Source organism: Salegentibacter lacus, from assembly GCF_020164555.1.
GTDB classification, from domain to species: Bacteria; Bacteroidota; Bacteroidia; order Flavobacteriales; family Flavobacteriaceae; genus Salegentibacter; species Salegentibacter lacus.
Map to the genome: position 1 here is coordinate 123,512 of NZ_JAIQZB010000006.1, position 20,436 is coordinate 143,947.

At 38.4% G+C, this 20,436-nt stretch carries 14 protein-coding genes; 1 reads left to right on the forward strand and 13 read right to left on the reverse strand.

Going from position 1 to position 20,436, the window contains the following annotated elements; translation table 11 throughout:
* Positions 1-23: 23 nt before the first annotated feature.
* Positions 24-1,817, forward strand: a complete 1,794-nt coding sequence (locus LB465_RS06360) for a chloride channel protein (RefSeq protein ID WP_224468337.1) — start codon at positions 24-26, stop codon at positions 1,815-1,817.
* Positions 1,818-1,851: 34 nt separating this feature from the next.
* On the opposite strand, the gene LB465_RS06365 is transcribed toward LB465_RS06360, so the two are convergent.
* The 13 genes from LB465_RS06365 to LB465_RS06425 form a co-directional block, all read right to left on the reverse strand.
* Complete coding sequence (locus LB465_RS06365; protein WP_224468341.1) at positions 1,852-2,394, reverse strand: hypothetical protein; 543 nt, start codon at positions 2,392-2,394, stop codon at positions 1,852-1,854.
* 13 nt (positions 2,395-2,407) lie between these two features.
* On the reverse strand, positions 2,408-3,877 hold the full coding sequence (locus LB465_RS06370; RefSeq protein WP_224468343.1) for a potassium/proton antiporter: 1,470 nt from the start codon (positions 3,875-3,877) through the stop codon (positions 2,408-2,410).
* Between the two features lie 157 nt (positions 3,878-4,034).
* Entirely contained in the window at positions 4,035-4,385 is a 351-nt protein-coding gene (locus LB465_RS06375) for a hypothetical protein (protein ID WP_224468345.1), read from the reverse strand.
* Positions 4,386-5,299: 914 nt separating this feature from the next.
* Complete coding sequence (locus LB465_RS06380; protein ID WP_224468348.1) at positions 5,300-6,124, reverse strand: universal stress protein; 825 nt, start codon at positions 6,122-6,124, stop codon at positions 5,300-5,302.
* Positions 6,125-6,233: 109 nt separating this feature from the next.
* Complete coding sequence (mgtE, locus tag LB465_RS06385; RefSeq protein WP_224468351.1) at positions 6,234-7,553, reverse strand: magnesium transporter; 1,320 nt, start codon at positions 7,551-7,553, stop codon at positions 6,234-6,236.
* Positions 7,554-7,600: 47 nt separating this feature from the next.
* Positions 7,601-8,407, reverse strand: a complete 807-nt coding sequence (locus LB465_RS06390) for a CBS domain-containing protein (protein WP_224468353.1) — start codon at positions 8,405-8,407, stop codon at positions 7,601-7,603.
* Positions 8,407-9,210 (reverse strand): mechanosensitive ion channel family protein, encoded by an 804-nt coding sequence (locus tag LB465_RS06395; RefSeq protein WP_224468356.1) that lies wholly within the window; start codon positions 9,208-9,210, stop codon positions 8,407-8,409. Before LB465_RS06395 ends, LB465_RS06390 begins: the two co-directional genes overlap by 1 nt.
* A gap of 646 nt (positions 9,211-9,856) precedes the next feature.
* Positions 9,857-10,816 (reverse strand): arsenic resistance protein, encoded by a 960-nt coding sequence (locus LB465_RS06400; protein WP_224468358.1) that lies wholly within the window; start codon positions 10,814-10,816, stop codon positions 9,857-9,859.
* A gap of 8 nt (positions 10,817-10,824) precedes the next feature.
* A complete protein-coding gene (locus LB465_RS06405; protein WP_224468360.1) occupies positions 10,825-11,616 on the reverse strand; it encodes a cation transporter in 792 nt (263 codons plus the stop codon).
* The gene (locus LB465_RS06410) at positions 11,613-14,144 is read right to left on the reverse strand and encodes a heavy metal translocating P-type ATPase (protein WP_224468362.1); all 2,532 of its coding nucleotides are present in this window, start codon (positions 14,142-14,144) and stop codon (positions 11,613-11,615) included. The genes LB465_RS06405 and LB465_RS06410 overlap by 4 nt, the downstream gene beginning before the upstream one ends.
* A 58-nt stretch (positions 14,145-14,202) precedes the next feature.
* The gene (locus LB465_RS06415; RefSeq protein ID WP_224468365.1) at positions 14,203-14,616 is read right to left on the reverse strand and encodes a Fur family transcriptional regulator; all 414 of its coding nucleotides are present in this window, start codon (positions 14,614-14,616) and stop codon (positions 14,203-14,205) included.
* Between the two features lie 84 nt (positions 14,617-14,700).
* Entirely contained in the window at positions 14,701-15,903 is a 1,203-nt protein-coding gene (locus tag LB465_RS06420) for an efflux RND transporter periplasmic adaptor subunit (RefSeq protein WP_224468538.1), read from the reverse strand.
* Between the two features lie 21 nt (positions 15,904-15,924).
* Entirely contained in the window at positions 15,925-20,352 is a 4,428-nt protein-coding gene (locus LB465_RS06425; protein ID WP_224468367.1) for a CusA/CzcA family heavy metal efflux RND transporter, read from the reverse strand.
* Positions 20,353-20,436: the final 84 nt, after the last annotated feature.

Genomic DNA, 20,436 nt, shown 5'->3' on the forward strand with positions numbered 1-20,436 from the left:
TTAATTTATAACTGTCCAAGAACATGAAGTTTAAATCCTTCTTTTCATTGCAAAAATTTCTGGACTGGAAAAACACAAAACTCACCCCTCACCAATTCTTAATGATTATCAGTTCAATAGTCGGTTTTATCGCCGGTGTAGTGGCTGTGATAATCAAAAACCTTACTCACTGGATTCAGGCTGTTTTAGAAGGAGAATTGATTTCAAATTACCACAATGCATTTTATTTTATATTTCCAGTAATAGGATTATCAGTGGTACTAATAATCATAAGATGGATTTATAGAAAAGAGGTTGGTGCTGGCATACCGACTACCCTATTTGCAATTTCGAGACTAAAAGGTATAATGTCAAAATTTCAAACCTATGCTTCCTTAATTACAGCACCGATAACGGCTGGTTTTGGAGGTTCGGTTGGATTAGAAGCACCTGCAGTAGTAACCGGTGCTTCTTTAAGTTCTAACCTTTCTAGAACCCTGAAAATGAACCAGGCTTCAAGAACACTCTTAATTGGCTGTGCTGCAGCTGGAACAATGTCATCTTTATTCCAGGCTCCAATAGCCGCTATAATTTTCGCTATAGAAATCTTTAGTCTTGATCTTACTTTAGTGTCAATGATACCGCTATTATTGGCTTCGATATCAGCTATTTTAACCACCTATTTTTTTTATGGCTCTGACGTAATGCTACATTTCACCCTTTCTGAAGAATTCGATATTTCTGAAGTTCCTTTCTATATTCTTCTTGGTATACTTTCTTCGTTATGTTCTATATACTTTACCAAAATCTATTTTAGGTTTGCTAAATTCTTTAAGAAGTTTAAATCTAAATGGAGACGTTTATTAATTGGAGGTTTTGGATTGGGAATTCTTACCTTCTTTATCCCACCCCTATATGGAGAGGGTTATGATGTAATAAACAACCTTCTCCAGGAGAATTATCTCACTGCTCTTGGTACTAATAATATCTTTAGTGAGTATTTGCAAAACATTTGGGTAGTAATTGCTCTTTTAGCCGGGCTAGCCATATTCAAGGTAGTAGCAACATCCTTAACATTTGGTGCTGGTGGAGTAGGTGGTATTTTTGCTCCCGTTTTATTTATGGGCAGCGCCATGGGACACTGTTTTGCTTTAATAATTAATAATTTAGGATTGCTTAAAAATGAAATTTCTGTAAGCAACTTTACGTTGGTAGGAATGGCAGGGCTAGTGGCAGGCATCATGCACGCCCCATTAACGGCAATATTCCTTATAGCCGAAGTAACCCGTGGTTATGAATTATTCATTCCTCTAATGATAACTGCAGCGATTTCATATATGGTGACTAGTCAGTTTCAAGCCCACTCCGTCTATACACTGGATTTGGCTTCTCGAGGAAATTTACTTACTCACAATAAGGATCAGGCGGTACTTACCTTATTAGATATTAGCCAGGTATTAGAAACAGATTTTATTCCACTTAAAATTGAAATGACTTTAGGTGAAATAATTCGGGAAGGAGTGGTGAAATCACAACGAAGCATTTTTCCTGTTGTAGATCAGGAAGGTGACCTAAAAGGAATTTTACTATTGGACGATTTACGGCCCATCATGTTCGAGCAAGAGCTTTATGATAAATTAAAAGTAAGCGAAATAATGCAGGAAGCTCCTCAGGTAATTAATTTCGAAACAGATGGAATGCATCAAATAATGAAAAAGTTCGAAGAGACAGGTGCCTGGAATTTACCTGTGGTAGAAGGGCAATGCTATAAAGGATTTGTTTCAAAATCTAAATTGTTAACTGCCTATAGGGAAATCTTAATTGATGTTACCCTATAACTCAGAGATCCAAATTTCACTGATTTTTCAGGGATCAGTTCGAATGACCGAAACGAAAATTTTTAAAATATAAAACAAAACTAATAAGGACTAAAAATATACCAGTAATACTGGTGATTGTAATTAAAAAACCGAGAAATAGAAGAAGAATACCTGACAGTAAAGTCTTTTCAGAAAAATGAATTAATTCCATGGCTTCTAAATTGTCAATGTTTCTTGAATATTTATAAAGTTCTCTATCTAGTTGAATTTGAGCAATTAAAATCCAAACTAGCGACAGTTTCATTACAATCAGCCCTATTTCATTAATGAACGGGTGATTCAGACGTTCTATTGGAAGTAAATATGAATATAGCTCGGGAGCTAATGTATATATTATTGTAATTAAAAGAAAAGCAATAAATAATAACCAGTAATAGCCACCCAATCTTTTTAACCGGTTATAATTAGTGATTTTTTCAATATTAGGATGTGGTACACGAATAGGGATTGCCTGACGTACATATTTCCAAAATAGCAAAATTAACATTGCTACCAACATTAAAGCGGGGATATAAATTTGTAGACTTCCTTCCATAATTCAATACTTACTAATCAGTCGGGATTTCAAATTTACTATAAATCATTTGCATTGATTCCTTATTCTCCGTTAAAATAACTAAGGTGTCATTTGCTTCTAATTCCGTATTTCCGGACGGAGTTAAAAATTTCTCGTTACGCATAATCATAGCGATTATCGCACCTTTTGGAAAATCAATTTCCACAATTCTTTTTCCCACCAATGGACTTATAGAAGGTAAATCTATTTCCTTAAGGAAGGATTTTGCACTCTCAGATAACAAAGCATCAACAGGTGATTTTTTCTTGACTTTAAAGGGTAAAGACACATGAAGCCAATTTGCTACTAGAGATAAGGTCGTTCCCTGAACAAGAACTGAAATTAAAGAAACGAAAAAAACCACATTAAAAATCATTTCTGCTTTTTCAATTCCAGCAATTAAAGGATACGTCGCAAAAACAATGGGAACTGCTCCTCTTAAACCTACCCAGGAGATATATAGGCGTCTTCTCATTTTCATCTTAAAAATCGATAGACCTATAAAAACACTGAGGGGTCTGGCAACAAATATTAAAAAAACAGAAACCAAGATTCCAACACCCATTACAGGAATTATATGTGAGGGAACGACTAGTAAACCTAATGTTAAGAAGAGTGTGATTTGCATGAGCCACGCTAGACCATCAAACATTTTAATAATTGTCTTTTTGTGAATTAGATTTTGATTTCCGAGATAAACAGCACATAAATAGATAGCCAGAAATCCGTTGCCTCCTACAACATCGGTTGCAGAAAATGTTATAAACATAATTGCTATTGCAAGAACCGGATATAAGCCTTCAAAGTCTAAGTTTATTTTATTAATAACCTGGTGACTCACATAACCAAAGAAAAGTCCGAGACTTGCACCTAATAATATTTGTTGGAGAAATAATGGTATAAGGCTCCAGATGTCCTGGTTTTGATTAACTACTAATCCCAAGAAAGCTATTGTCAGAAAATAGGCCATCGGGTCATTACTACCACTTTCTAATTCCAGGGTTGGCCTTAAATTAGTTTTCAAAGCCATTTGTTTTGATCTTAGAATTGAAAAAACTGCAGCGGCATCTGTTGAAGAGACAATGGCTCCTAATAAAAGGCCCTCGTATATTGAAAAATCAGTAATATACCAAACAAACACCCCTACACTAATGGCCGTTAAAAAAACTCCTACGGTAGATAATGCAACTCCCTGCCATACTACGGGTTTTATACTCTTCCAGTTTGTATCTAATCCTCCAGAAAATAGAATGAAATTTAGAGCAACAATTCCAACAAACTGAGCGAGTTGAGCATTTTCAAATTCAATTTGACCAAGGCCTTCAACACCAGCTAACATTCCAATTGATAGAAATAAAATTAAGGTTGGCACCCCAAATTTGTACGATGTTTTACCTGCGAGTATACTAATAAAGAGCAAAAGTGAACCAATTAATAGTATGTTTTCAATGGTAATGTTCATTTTTTAGCCTTTTTTCGAAAATAGTTTTAAAATGTCGATGGAGCAAAAATTCAGTTTATTAAAATAAAACCAAAGAGTTTCAATAGACAATAGAGAATCTGCAAATAGCAAAATATAATCCTCCGGAACTTGAATTCCGGAAGATAATAAAAGTAGATTAAATATGATTTTGAAGGATTGTATGCCATTTTTTAGCTAACTGATACTGAACCTCCGAATCTGGAACTGCATCAATATTTTCGTCATAGAAAATCATCTCTTGTTTTTCAGTTTGGGTTTTTCCCGAGAAAATTAAACTTATAAAATTCATTTTTCCTTCCCTTTCAGGGAAATCAATAGTTTGAATTTTAACCTGGGTAATCTCTTTCAAATTAATTATGTGGAATTTGTTCTTCTCACTAGGTTCTGTATAAATTATTTTCTTTTGGGAATTATCGAAACCAATTAAAATAGAAGGATCTATTTCAAAAACTGAAAGTCGTAGGTCATTCTCTTGGGCAAACTTCATTAATTGTTTTCTATGAGAATTCGTTTTTCTATTTTGATTTATAATTAATAAAATTATTGGGCCGATAAAAAGCAGTAAAATGCCTAACCCAATTAGGGTGGAGCTTAAATCCATTTTAAAAAATTTAATGTTAAAAAATATTATTTTTTCCGTGTACGGAACTTAATGAATGAGGTACTGCTACCAGAAGAGATGAAATGGAAATATTTGTACTGACAGTTCTTTTTTAATATTTGGAGAGAACTTAAAACTACTGAAGTTATTTCTTGAAAAACTAAATCTATAATTATAAAAAGTTTTAAAAAAACCAAAGGGAACAAAATAATGTTCAGCCGTTATCGATAATCCTGCTAAATTTCTTACTTGTTCTTTATAATGCTGGGGCAGATCTGAATCGGCCTGAACATAATCCTCTATTGCTTTACCATAAAAAATAGAGTCAGCGGTATTTGTACCTGAACTAGTCCAGGTACTGAGAAGTATTAGGGTAAGAAAATTGAGTAGAAAATTCACTTTGAAGTTTAGGTGACTTTTATTTTTTTTATCCTCTGCCGAGCTAAGCGATTAAGGATGCTTTTTTTTTGTAATTGACAATGATAACTCCTTATAATCTGTGAAGGAAGCCAATTTAAGGTCTACCCATGATTAATGTTTAAAAGTAAATAAAATAATGATTCAGTCTTAATAAATATGCTCTCTATCGGACGAAAATCATAATAACGAGTTAATACGAAAGTAAATACTCCGGTAGATCTGAGTCAGATCTTTGATTCGCACATTTCAATATTCATCTGGCATGCCCATTCTCAAAGCTAAAAAAGATCAGGTGGAATTTTTCTTACCTTTAATAACAGCGGTAAAAAGTATTGCTTTCATTTAAATTTGAGCGTTATAATTTATTAACTTTAAAGGCTTTACGTTCTTTTTGATAACACAATTAATGGGGTTTGTGCGCGGTATACCAATTCATTAATAGTGAATTGTCTGAAAAGTATATTGGTTAAGGACCGGGAGCCCTGTTGAAGAACCAAGATAGAATTATGACTTAGTTTCATCTTATCACTTAATGTTGAAGCAGCATCATCACCCCTATAAATCTGGATATCAGGCTCAAATCTTTTGTATTCGATTTGTAATTTTAAAAGATGCTCTCTTGTGGTCTGTTCTGCTTCATCTTCTTTTAAAATAGTAAAGAATTTAAGATTCTTTACATTATTTTCCAGTCCTTTTAATACTCTATGAAAGTGCTCGGGGTTCAACGGATAGTTGGGGTTTACCCCTACCAGAAGTTTTTCGGGAAGGTTCATCTTCGTTTCTGTTGGTACGGTGACTGTCAACATATCTGATTCTTCAATAACAGATAAGGTAGTGCTGCCAATAAACAAACGTTTTAGTACGCCACCTTCTTTAAGGCCCGTGAAAACCCAATCAAAGTACTGGGGTGACTTTAAATTCCTAAGAAGAGTTAGAATGGGTTTCTCACTTATCTGGAAGGAATCATCACTATATACACGATCTCTTGCCAGTTCACGAAGTTTCGAAGAAGCTTCATTCATCTCTTCTTTTAAAATTTCTCGCCTGCTCACTTCATCGGCCATAGAAGGAACCAAACCGGGAATCTTATGCACAAGAACTACCTTAGCATTGATGGTCTCTGCTATACTGAATGCAAAATCTATAAGGTTGTCTGTATTTTCAGAAAAGTCAATCAAGACCAGTATTCTGTTTCGCTTATCCATAGCCTAATTATTATGTTAAGGTATATATAACAGGTTTACATAAAAATACAAAAAAGAAGCTTACTCGGTTTTTTGATAAACTCTCTATCCTATTGAATTCCTGGAAAAATTATCCTACAATGTTAAGCACATCTGCCAGCGCCGTGGCCAAACCCAGAAAGCTTAAAAATCCGAAGATGTCAGTCACCGTGGTCAGCACGATCGAAGAAGAAGTAGCGGGATCCTGTCCCAGAGATTTCAAAATTATCGGGATGACCGCTCCCGAAAACCCTGCAATCACCATTGATACCACCATTGATATTCCAATGACCACGGAGAGGCCGAAGGAGGAAGTCCAGAAATAAACGATAACAGAAGTGGTTAATGCCACGGCAAACCCATTAATCAATCCTACCATAATCTCTTTTCTCGCCACTTTGAACCACTGCGCTATCCTAATTTCTCTGAGCGCCAAACCGCGCATGGTAACGGCCAGGGCTTGTGAACCCGTATTGCCCGATTGCCCCGCCACAACCGGTAAGAAAACAGCCAGAACCGTAATTCTGGCTATTGTATCTTCAAAAAGGCCCACCACGAGGGAAGCCATAAATGCAGTAACAAGATTGATATGCAGCCAAGGTAGCCTGTTCCTTACTGCCAGGGAAACTTTTGAAAGGGCTCGTTCTTCTCTACCCGCACCAAACATCGCTTGCAGGTCTTCCGTTGCCTCTTCTTTGGAGGCAGTCACCAAGTCGCCGTTTCGAATTACGCCCAGTAACTTGTTATTGATGTCAATAACCGGCAAATGAATGATCCTCTTTTCTTCCAGCAGCTCCACCACATCTTCCAGGGGTGCCAGGGCATGTATTACACCCAAAGGAGTTTGTATGAGATCCTGTAATTTCACCTGGGGCTCCGAAATGGCTATTCTTTGAAGTGTTGCTACGCCCAAAAAAGTGCCTTCCTGGTCGACCACATAAATATTGGAAATTCGGCGGTCTCCCAGTATTCGCAGACGCTTCAACACCTCCTCTACCGTATTTCCTGGATGGAAAGTGGTTGTCATAGGGTTCATCAAATGACCCGCAGAATCCAGTGGATAACTCATCAACTCCTTAATTTCTCGGGCCAACGTGGGGGATAACAAATCCGATTTGGCTTCAGCTGTTTGCTTATCCAAACGGGAAAGCAATCTCGCTCCCAAATAAGCATCGATATTGGTGAAAGTTTGAACAAACAATTGATTATCCATTATATCAATGACCTCTGTGGCAACATCGGGATTCAGGCGTGCAAACACCTTTTTGGAATCGTTGGGATCCTGTCTTTTGAGATAATCAATGATCTCCTCAGTAGAAAAGTCATTGAGCAAGGATGCGGCATCTCCCGGAAATTGCCTAAAAAAACCGTTTATCAATTTTTCTTTAGCCGAGGAAGGAGTTTGTGACATGATTAAAATTTTAGCTTAATTTAAATGCAATGAGGATACTGGGTTTTTCATTCTCCCGGGCCCCGTAAAAAACCCGTTAACCCGATACGGTATAGCTCTCCCAGGGCGGCACCTGCCCTGATAGCTTGTTTGTCAAGCACTTCTTCGCTTTTTACACTTCCCCGGCGAACGGTTTCCAGCTTTAATGAGCCCACAAGCACGTCGGCGCGATCTGTTACCGGCAGGGCATAATAGTAAAGCCAGCTTTCATAGTTAATGACCGTTTCTAAAGGAACATCATCGTAGAGCTTTGGTACATCACAATTTGCTAAGGCAGTAAGAGGGGTCTCCTCCTCGGCCAAAAAAAGGTCCTGCAGGTTTACAACGCCATACAGTGTTTTGTCCGGATTGACTACAAATACATAAGGAGAGACGGGCCGCCTGTGCTCCTTTAAGAAGGTCAGCGCCTGGCCCACCCTGACAGATTTCCGCAAGCTAAATACGATGGGATCCATCAGGGCACCTACCGTGTTTTCCGGGTTCTTCAGTTTCAGACGCAGTGGATTTGATAAATCCGATGCCAGACCTTCCAACAGGGAGTTGCGGAGCGACCCCTCCATCTGTCTCATTATCAATTCAGCCGTTTTCAGGTCTACAGCTTCCAGTATTTCGATAGCGTAGGCCCGGTCAAGGCGTTCCAGAATACGAGATGCCTTGTAGGCATACATCGGCTCCAGTATTTTTGCTGCCAGTTCAACGGGGATTTCCTGTAACAAGTTCGCCACCTCTTCGGGCTCAAGCTCCTCGAGAATTTGCGTTGCTGCCCGGCCGTGGTTCTGAATAAAAGCTTCCAATATCCTTTTATCCGTATCCATTACTGTTCTTTTTTGATCAATACAGACTTTACTTCGTTAAACTCCTTTGAAGGGATGGTCACTTTGTCGGTTTCCGATTCCAGAAAAACTGCCGTAGTGCCTATTTTAATGATCCTGCCTTCTATATCGCTTATCTTCACATAATCTCCCTCTTTATACATTTTATGTATGTAATAAGAAGCGAGGATATTGCTGACCGATGTTTTAGCACCCAGACCAAATGCCAGGGCCGCGCCGAAAACAAGAGCCGCCAAAAGGATGCTAATCAATTGGGTGAGGAAAGTAATATCTATTCCGATCTGATCAACGGCAATAATGATGGACGTGATCAGAATAGTGTACTGCGCTATTTTTCCGAAGATCCTGCCGTAGGAAACGGCTACCCGGGACGTGGCCGAGGTAATCAATCTTCCAACCATCCTGCCCGCAATGATTCCTACAAAAACAATTAAAATGGCGGCTAAAATCCTTGGCAAATAGATCAGAACGCTTGCAAGCCAGGTGGTGATCATAGATAAACCGAGTACTTCGGTACCGAGAATAAGAAAGAAAACAAAAATAATCCAGAAGAAAGTCTTACTGATAAATGTGGTAGAGGGGCCGAAGTTGATATGTTGAACCTTGTCCCTGAATCTGTCATTGATGAGGCTGTTTAAGTAAATCAACAAGCGCCGCGCCGCCCATTCAATGAGAAGCGCCACAAAATAACCGATGGCAAAAATAATAAAGGCAAGGATTAGTTTTGGAAAGATATCTATCAGGTTATCCCTGAAACCAAATGCTATTTCACGAAGCTCTTTCATTAGCTGACTATAATTCCTGATTTAAATTTGACTGAATTAAAGAACCCTGTCTTTAGTATCGTTCCAAAATACAAAAAACTTCCAATAATCTGCAATCTTAATTTCCGCCAGTTGTAGTAGGTGTCCCCGAAGAGTCTTTTGTAAAAGATTCATTGGTTGAATTAACGCTACCCTGAGTCTTTGTTGAGAAATCAGATAGGATATAAAAGGTTATATATTTTTATGCCCTTTCTGATGTTTTCACAATAAGTCTAAAATCGTTGTTGACAACACTAAAAATGGAGTGAAAAACAAAAAGAATAAATAGCACCATGTCCCAATCGAGTAGACGGCTCCGCAGAAACTGACGTGCGACTACACACCAAAATACGTGCAGGTGTACCTTAGGTTCCTTGAATCAAAAAAGTTAATGACATTAATATTTCTTAAATTAGGGTATTTGCATTTAAAATACAGGTGGTCAGAATACGATTATACAGCCAGTAAAGCCCTAAACAAATGAAAATTCACTAATAAACAAAAGGGTGCGCCCTATGCTGTTTTTACTTTACGCTTAACTTCCCGTACACTATAAAAACAGCATAGGATCCGGCGCAAGTTTTGGTAGATATGGGGCTTAAACACTATTACCACCGCAATCTAAAAACTACTTATAAGCTTTTCTAATCCTTAATAAAATTTGAGAAATTAAAGCCAATATGGGTAACTCTAGCAAAGGCCCTATTACCAATGAGAGGGAAACTAATGGATCATTTGGGAAAGCTGTCAGGGCAATAGCCAGCGCAATAGGTGAGTTTCTTGCAAGAGTGGTTAAGCTCAGGCTTGCAGAATCCTTATAATTAAATTTTAATAGTAAGCTGGCAAAACGACCTACCAGAAAATTAATCAGAAAGAACAGAAGGATTGGAATCAGAAGAATATAAAGTACGCTAAGGTTATTGGTTAAATATTCTCCCTGCGATGCAAACATAGCTACGATGGCCAAAGCCAAAAAAATGATTTGTGCAGATTCAAAAAAAGAGTGGACCTTCTTTTGCATCAATTCTGTTTTTCTACTTTTAGCATTCCAATATTTTATAAGCTGTGCAATTAAAAATGGAACCAGAATCACCAAGAGAATACTTTCCCATAAAATTGAGGTATCTAGGGAACCTGATTTCCCGAAAAACAATAGCAGATAAACCGGAAGAAGAATTAATTGTAAAATAAGATTTACCGGCAATACAGCTGTTGCCAATGAAGTATTTCCTTTGGCAATTCCAGTAAAGATCAGATACCAGTCGGTGCAGGGTGTTACCATTAACATTACAAAACCTATCCATAAACTCAAATGATCCTGTAAAAGGAGTAATCCCAGCAGGTAGGCAAAGATTGGCGTCCAGATAAAATTGATTATAAGATTTGCCGATATGAATTTAAGATTGGAAAAACTGGATAGCAGGTTTTTTAAGGGAATATTCAAAAACAAACCAAAAAGCATTACCATTAGGAATGGGATGATTAGGTATTCTGAAAAACTTTTAATAACTGAAATTTGCCCCAGAAGTAAACCCAGACCAATTGCTACTGCAATTATTAGAGTATGATATTTGTTTAATCTATTCAAAATGGTTTTTATTTCGCCAATTTTAAAATTTTTATTGCTCCCCGCATTACAAAAGTGAAGACAATGGCTCCTATAATCAAATCTGGCCATTTACTACCTAAGAAATAGACCAGGGCACCCGCCAGGATAACGCCACCGTTCACTATTATATCATTAGAGGTAAATATAGCACTGGCCTGCATGTGGGCTTCCTTGCTTTTTGCCTTATTTATAAGCCATAAGGAGATTAGGTTACCGACTAAAGCGAAAAAGGAAACTATAATCATCCATTGAAACAAAGGCGTTTCACTACTAGTAAAGAACCTGCGTATGATTTCTATAAATCCAAGGCCGGCCAAACCCATTTGAAAATATCCACTGAATTTTGCAACTCTTTTTTTTCTTGCAACAGCACCTCCAACTGCAAATAAGCTTAGTGCATAAACAATGGAATCTGCCAACATATCGAGAGAATCTGCAATAAGCCCCATAGAAGAGGATATCCATCCGGTAGTCATTTCAATAAGAAAAAAACCGAAATTAATTCCCAACACCCACCAAAGAATATTCTTTTGTTTAGCTTGGTCTTCTATAACCGGGGTTTCAGCCTCTACCGTATCTAATAGCTTCTCATTGAGTTTTAATTCTGAAAGAGAGGAGTGGATTTCCTCTACTGCGTCTGAATGATATACTTCGAGTTTTCTGTTTGGAATATCAAAATCCAGGTATGCTATCTGATCGTAAGACTCTAATTTCATACGGATCATCTGCTCCTCTGAAGGACAATCCATTTGACTGATTATGAAAGTACTTTTTTTCATTTCTTATAAGCTAATAGTCTTAAAGCATTGAAAACAACTAAAAGTGTAGAACCTTCGTGAATAACTACGGCCACTCCGATATTGGCAAAACCGAAAATAGTTGCAGGGATTAGCAAAGCTACAATTCCAAGGCTTACCCAAAGGTTTTGTTTAATAATAGCCTTGGCTTTTCTACTTAGGCCAATAGCAAATGGGAGGGTTTCCAACTTATCTGCCATAAGAGCAATATCGGCTGTTTCCAGAGCTACATCACTTCCTGCCGCTCCCATAGCGATTCCCACTGTACTGTTAGCCATTGCCGGAGCATCGTTTACTCCATCTCCAACCATTGCCACTTTGGATTCCTTCTCTTTTAATTTTTTAATTGCCTCCACCTTTTCTTCGGGCAATAGGCTTCCCCAGGCATCGGTAAGGCCTATTTCCTTAGCGACAGCATCAGCAACTTTCTGATTATCTCCCGTAAGCATAATCATTCGCTTGATTCCTATTTTCTTTAATTCTGAAAGGGTCGCTTTAGCAGCTTCGCGTGGGGTATCCATCAGGGCTATTATCCCAATATATTCCTCATTTTTCCGAAGGAGCATCGTAGTATTTCCACCTCCTTCAAGGTCCCGGACTTTTTCAACTATTTCTTCTGAAGGTTTCATATCATTAAGGCCTTCGTATAAATCCAGGTTACCAATATAAATTGTATCACCCTCCAATGAGGCTTTAATACCTTTTCCCAGAACAGCTTCCAGATTAAAAGCCTCTGGTATTTCAGATCCTTCCAGCATCTTTTTACCATCACGAACTACAGCTTTCGCCAGGGGATGCTCGCTAAGATTTTCAACTGCAACCGCGATTTTAAGCAAAGCTTCTTCTTGGATATCTCCCAAAGGAACAACCTGGGTAAGTTTGGGTTTTCCTTCGGTTAAGGTCCCGGTTTTATCAAAAGCCAGGGCGGTAATCACTCCTAAATCTTCCAGGGGGCGGCCTCCTTTAATAAGCACCCCACTTTTTGCTGCCCGTGCTACTCCACTCAATACCGCACTGGGCGTAGAAATAGCCAATGCACAGGGACTGGCAGCAACAAGTACGGCCATTGCCCTATAAAAACTAGCGCTAAAGGGTTCATCTATCACCAAAAAGGCGAAAAGCAATGTTACTACTAAAATAAGCACCGAAGGCACAAAATACCTTTCAAATTTATCGGTAAGTAATTGCGTTGGAGATTTTTGAGTCTGTGCTTCGTTAACCAGTTTAACCAACCTGGATAAGGTAGAATCCCTGGCTTCTTTAATGACTTTTATTTCCATGGTGTTGTTCCCATTAATGGTTCCGGAGAACACCCGGTTTTCAGCTTTTATATCATCAACTTTTGAATAGTCTTTGGCAGTATCTTCTACAGGTACTTTATCTACGGGAACACTTTCCCCTGTAATTGGCGCTTGATTTACGCTGCTTTCCCCTTTGACCACGACTCCATCTGCAGAGATTTTACTATTAGGCCTAACTACAATCGTATCTCCAATACTTAGTTTTTCTATTCCTACTTCCTCAGTTAGCCCGTCTTTTTTCAATAAAGCGGTTTTAGGAGCCAGATCTGATAATGCCGCTATAGATTTACGGGCTTTGTTCATTGCATAATGTTCCAGCGCGTGTCCCAGGCTAAACAAAAATAACAACAAAGCACCTTCAGCCCATTCGCCTAAAATAGCAGCCCCAATTGCAGCAACCAGCATTAAAAAGTCGATTTCAAAACCTCCTTTTGCAACCGTTTCGATGGCTTCCTTGGCAGTAAAGTACCCTCCAAAAAAATACGCCCCTATATACAGAGCCAGGCTAACCCATTCTGGTATAGATTCTACAAAGGAAAGCCCAAATCCTATACCCAGAAGTGCACCGGAGATAATTGCAAAAATAAGTTCGGTATTTTTTCCCAAAATACCTCCGTGCTCATGAGCATGTTCTTCCCCGCCAGCATAACTTTCACTGTCTTTAGCGTGTTTATCTTTTTCTGAAAATTGCTGTTTGCTTTCTTTTTGCTCTAAATTTTCACTGGATTTAGCTGGTTTATTTAAACCACCTTCATTGGTAGAACTTTCTTCAATCTCCAAATCTTCCTTCTCCAGTTTTTTCGCGATGAAATCAAAATTAGTTTCATTTTTATCAAATTCCAACCGAACCATTCCTGCGGCAGTCACCGAAGCTTCCAAAACACCTTCAATATCTAAAAGCTTGTTTTCTATTTGGCGAGCGTGACGCGTATGCCTAATACCACTAAGCTTTATAAGTAAATGGCCATACTTTTTAGTGATTTCAGCCCCAGCTCGTTCAGCTATGCTTTGAATCCTATCTATAGAAATTTTATCAGGATCATAGTGAAAACATAGTTGAGGAGCGCCATTTGCCTCTTCATCGGCAACATGAACCCTTTCAAGACCATCTTTAGCTTCCAGTGCCTTAATAAGCCTTTCTACACATGTGTCTTTTTCGCTTGCTACCTGAGGCAGGAGTACCGGAATTTTAATTTGGATTTTTTTCATAATAAATAATTTTTTCAACTCGGAATGATTGGTTACTAGATCCTATTTACATTCGCAATCAGGCATTACATTTCTCGCATATTCCTTTAACTACCAGGTTAACATTTTCCGCCAAATAACCTTCCGGTAAATTGATATGCGGAATTTTATGGTCAGTTAAACATATAGTTTCATCGCAATTGTTACAATGAAAATGAATATGCAGATCTTGCTCTACTTCACAGTTGCAACCGGTTTCACAGAGCGCATACTTGGGTACTCCAGTTCCATCATCTATCTGGTGAACAATACCCTTTTCTTCAAAAGTTCTTATCGTTCGGGATAAGGTGGCACGATCAGATTTTACAAATGCATTTTCAATTTCGGTAAGAGCTATTGCTCTATTCTTTTTGGCCATAAACTTATAGATTAGGATACGCATTGCCGTAGGCCTAACCTCATGAGCCAATAAAGTTTTTTCTATTTCAGTCATTTTATAATTTTTTTAGGTGTGGAAGTACCTTTAAATATCATCCAGTCCTTTTTTGTTTTTATAGATTCTTTGAACACTTTCATTTTAATGTCCGTGCGAGGCCTGGCTTTTTTGCATTTCTGAGATCAAATAATAAGCATTGTTATAAGCAATCAAGGTACCTTTGGGTAGAGGCTCAAGAAGGTTAATTTCTACCCAGCCATCTTCGGTAATTCCTATTCTAACTTCAACAGTTTTAAATTCCCATGCTGTTTTACCATTTTTATCTGTTTTTTGAGCTGTAAAAATGTATGGATTTCCCTCTTCTTCTATAACCGCTTCTTCGGGTAAAGCCAAAACGGCCTCTTCTCCCGTTCGGATTTCACCTTTGATATACATTCCTGGAATCAGCTTTTCATCTTTATTTTCGATTTCAGCATGAATATGAATAGCCTTAGGATTTTGTTCAAATTTCTTACCTACTGAATATATTTCACCTATTAAATTACTGCCTGGTACCGATTCCAGTGTAAAAGAAATTTTCTGTCCTATTTTTACTTTATGGACATCTTTTTCGAAAACCATTAAATCTGCATGAACATGTTCATTATCTATCACCAAAAACATACTTGTTTGAGGTTCTACGAATTGTCCCATCTGAACTAGAACTTTTTCTATATAACCATCGATAGGACTTACCACCGGTATATACTCATAAAGTTCTCCATTTCTAACCCGGGAAGCATTCAAATTTAACTGGCGCAACTGAGATTCAAAAGCACGGACTTCGCCTTTTACGGACTGATAATCTGATTGCGTTTGTTGAAATGTCTTTCCAGAGCCTACTTGTGCTTCATATAAGCGTTTTTGTCTATCAAATTCTTTTTCCAGAAACTGCATCCGGCTATAAGCACTAATATAGTCTGATTGGATCTTCGTTAAATTAGGATGAGAAAGGTACGCAAGGGTTTGGCCTTTTTTAACCTTATCTCCTTCAATAACTTTAATGGAAGTAACATTACCTCCTAATATTGCTGTAACAGTTGCTTCGTACTGTGGTGGCACTTCCAATTGCCCATTCGCCTCCACGGTTCCCGAAAGGGCATTTTTAGTTAAAGTATCTAACTTTATTCCCAAACTATTAAATTTTAGATCTGACAGATGTAGCCTGCGCATTCCTCCTTCTTCAACTTTTGGAGTTTCAGTTTCCGGAGAATTATTATCTCCGGCATCAGAATTTTCTTTACATCCAACTACCAGTGTAAGGGCGAATGCAAAAATTAATATATTTATCGTTCTTATTTTCATATCGTATTTCATCGTAATATCTTAATTTTCAAGGTAATATTCTAGTTGGTGTCGGCTATCGAGATATTTGTAGTAAGCTTCCCACGCATCTACTTCTATACGAATAGCATCCCTTATATTTTGCAGAAAGCTTACATAATCAATGGCACCCTCCTTAAAGGCAAATACCGAACCTGCTTGTTGTTCTCTGGCCAGGGGAAGCGCTTCATTTCTGTAATAATTCCAGGAATTTCTCCATTTGATGAATTCTTCCCGCGTTGTTTTATATGCTGTTTCCAATTCAAGTTTATCCTGATTTAGATTCTGCTCGGCAATCTTCCGGTTTATTTTTGCTTCTTGTGTACGGCCTAACTCAGGTCCAAAAAATAGGGGGATTTGAATACCTACCTGATATTGAAAGAAACCAGATTGACCGTTTATTTCCTGGATGGCATACTGTCCCTGGAGTTTCGGTAAGAATTCAGATTTTCTTTCGCTCCCAACAGCTTCCGCAACAGCTACCCTTTGTTCAGAAACCTGAAGCTCTGGATGATTTTCAAGAGTTTCTACCAGAAAATTTAAGGGCTTATTCAAGGCTTCTACTGGTAAATCGGGCACATCATAAAGCGTATCGCTAACAAACCATAGATTTAATCGTTGTAAAGCTTTCAGGTAGTTTCTATAAGATTGCTCTAATTGAATTTTCACCTCGTTTCCCTGATTGGAGGTAGCCAGATATTCCAGTTTAGAAGTAGCTTCAGTTTCATACCTTATTCTTGCAGCCCTTTCGATGTCTTCGAAAATAGAATCCATCTTTTTATAAACCTGATAAGTCTTTTTGCTGGTATACACCGAAGCCCAGGCCCTGCTTACTTCACGCTTAATTCCAATGGTGGTTAGATCTAATGCATTTTCTGCAAGAGCCATTCTTTCTTTCTGTAGTTTTAATCGGGGAACAATTCCAAAGATATCAATCCCTTGTTGTTGTACCCCGATTTGGGTATAAACACCATCAGAATCATTTCCCACTTCTTCCTTCCCTGTGAAAATTTGGGTATTGCCAAAATCATAAGCTGTTTTACGCAATACCTCCTCCTTTTCAATTGCCAGTTGGGCGGCCTTTAGTTGGGGATAGTTTTGGACTGCCATCTCCTGGGCTTTTTCCAGGCTTATGACTTGCAGACTATCCTTCAAAACCTCCTGGGATGGCTCAGGATCAACTTGTCCCATTGTAGTGAAAGATCCTCCCAGGATACAGCCTAAAACTAAAATTGTGGGTAAAGATCCTGAACTGAAAGCATTAAGTCTATTTTGATCTTTCATCTCCCTCTTTCTTTCAACCAAAGTATAGAGCACTGGTAGCACCACTAATGTAAGTAGTGTTGCGGTAAGCATACCACCAATTACTACCGTGGCCAATGGTTGTTGTACTTCGGCACCAGCCGAGGTGGAAAAGGCCATTGGTAAAAAGCCGAAAATATCTGTTGTTGCTGTTAACATAATTGGTCTTATTCGTTCTTTAGTTCCTGTAAAAATTCTGTCTTTTATGCTGATTACCCCTTCTTGTTTCAGGGAATTAAACCTGTTCACCAGTACTAGTCCATTTAAAACGGCTACCCCAAACAAAACAATAAAGCCAACACCTGCTGAAATACTAAAAGGCATTCCTCTGAGCCAAAGGGCGAAAACACCGCCAATGGCTGCCAGTGGGATTGCCATATATATCATTATAGATTGTGAAAAGGATTTTAGCGCAAAATAGAGTAGAACGAAAATTAAGAACAGCGCTATTGGAACAACGATTACTAATTTATCTTTTGCACTTTGAAGATTTTCAAATTCTCCTCCATAGGAAATATAATAGCCTGCAGGTAATTCTAATTGTTCATCCAGCTTTTGTTGAATATCATTGACTACGGACTCTACATCCCTTCCACGGGCATTTACACCAACATAGGTTCTTCTATAGGTATCATCCCGAGAAATCTGCATTGGTCCTGAAACGTACTCGATATTTGCCACCTCTTTTATTGGAACCTGCGTTCCATCTGGAAGGTCTATATACAATCCGCGTAAATCGTCTATATTCCTTCGGTGAGCTTCATCAAATCTTACCACCAAATCAAAGCGCTTTTCCCCTTCAAAAATCACCCCGGCAGTTCCCCCGGCAAAAGCTGTGCTTATATATTCATTGACTTTTTGTATATCCAGTCCATATTGAGCTATTTTATCGCGATTAAACTGAACCGTCATTTGGGGCAAGCCTGATGTTCTTTCTGGGCTTACATCTCCTGCTCCCGGAACCGTTTGGATAATCGCTGCCATTTCCTGGACTTTCTCTGACAACACATCCAGGTCTTCCCCGTATAATTTTACGGCAATATCTTCCCTAACACCTTCCAATAGTTCATTAAATCGCAATTCTACCGGCTGGGTGAACACCAAATTGACTCCGGTCAGATTTTCATTAAGTTTTAGCTTAATCTTTTCAATTAATGCCTCCTTGGTTTCAGCGGTAGTCCATTTGTCCTTATCCTTTTCCAGGATAAGGTACATATCGGCGATATCCATAGGCATAGGATCGGTAGGAATATCGGCTACCCCAATCCTGGCAGTTACGGTTTTGATTTCGGGGAAATTCTCTAAAAGCAAATTCTCTATTCTTTTAGATACTTCAATAGATTCCGTCAAAGAACTACCCGGCCTAATTAATGCCTGCATGGCAATATCTCCCTCATCGAGTTGAGGAACAAATTCCCCTCCCATTCTGGAAAAAAGGAAACCGGCAACAATAAGCAAAACAACCGCTGAGGCTATTACGATCAGTTTAAGCCTTAATGCGCCTTTTAGTAAAGGCAAATACACTTTCTGAATTCCGCCTATAATTTTATCACTTACTTTTTCCAGCCAACGCTCAAATTTCCCAAACCAATTGTCTTTTTTCCGAACAGGTCTCATCATTAATGCAGCCATCATTGGAACATAAGTAAGGCATAAGAAAATGGCACCAATCATCGCAAAACCAAAAGTATAAGCCATTGGTTTAAACATTTTCCCTTCAACTCCGGTTAGGAAAAGAATGGGAGCAAAAACAATTAGAATAATAATCTGGCCAAAGAACGCCGAATTCATCATGGTACTGCCGGCATCATAGGCAGCTTCGTCCATATCGGCCTGATTGAATTTTGCTTTACCAGCTCGTATTCGTTTTTGAATTTCATACACGGTTCCTTCAATAATAATTACTGCACCGTCAATAATAATCCCAAAGTCAATTGCACCAAGACTCATCAGGTTAGCCCAAACACCAAATTGCTTCATCAATATAAAAGCGAAAAGTAAGGATAATGGAATGGTCGTAGCGGTTATAAGTCCCCCTCTTAAACTACCCAGTAATAATACCAGGGCAAAAATGACAATCAGTGCTCCCTCTAATAAATTGGTTTTAACCGTATCTGTAGTTCTTCCTATTAATTCACTTCGATCGATTATGGGATCTATGGTCAAACCTTCAGGAAGGGATTTTTCCACCTCTGCCATTCGAGCTTTTACATTTTGAATAACCGCGTTAGGATTAGCCCCTTTAAGCATCATTATTATTCCTCCAACAGCTTCTTCACCATCTTGGGTAAAAGCACCATAGCGAACCTGGCTTCCAAAATGTACTTGCTCGGCTACATCTCCGATGGTAATTGGAATACCATTTTCAGTGGTTATCGAAATTTTCCTGATATCGTCCAGCGAACGAACTAAACCTTCACCCCGAATAAAATTGGCCATTTTATTCTTCTCTATATAAGCTCCCCCGGTATTTACGTTATTTCTTGCAAGAGCTTCATATACATCAGATATACTCACTCCCATACTATTCAACTTCTCTGGGTTGATGGCTACCTCGTATTGCTTTATTGAACCTCCAAAAGAATTTACTTCTACTACTCCTTCCAAAAGGGTTAACTGTCTTTTAACCAACCAGTCCTGGATAGTTCGTAGTTCTGTGGGTGAATATTCAGTTTCAGATCCCTCCTTTGGTTTAATAGTGTACTCATAGATTTGTCCCAGTCCCGTTGAAATTGGCCCCATAGCAGGGCTTCCGAATTTATTTGGAATAGTCTCATCCAGTTCAATGAGTTTTTCCTGCACGAGTTGCCGGGGAAGGTAAGTCCCCATATCATCTTTAAAAACAATAGTAACCACAGAAAGACCGAATCGTGAAATGGAACGAATTTCTTTAACCCCTGGCAGATTTCCCATAGAAAGTTCTACTGGATAGGTTACAAATTGTTCTATATCTTCTGTTCCCAGATTAGGGGATTGCGTGATAACCTGAACTTGATTATTTGTGATGTCTGGAACCGATCCCAAATTTATGGTAGACATAGACCAAATACCAGTACCTATAAGGGCTATGGTAAGCAGGCCAATAATGAATTTATTATTGATAGAAAATGAAATGATTCTATTGATCATAAAAAAAGGTTTAATTCAATTGAAATTTCTGATCGTGCATCGAAGAAACGATACAGTAGTTTAGACCATTATTTCCCGAAAGAA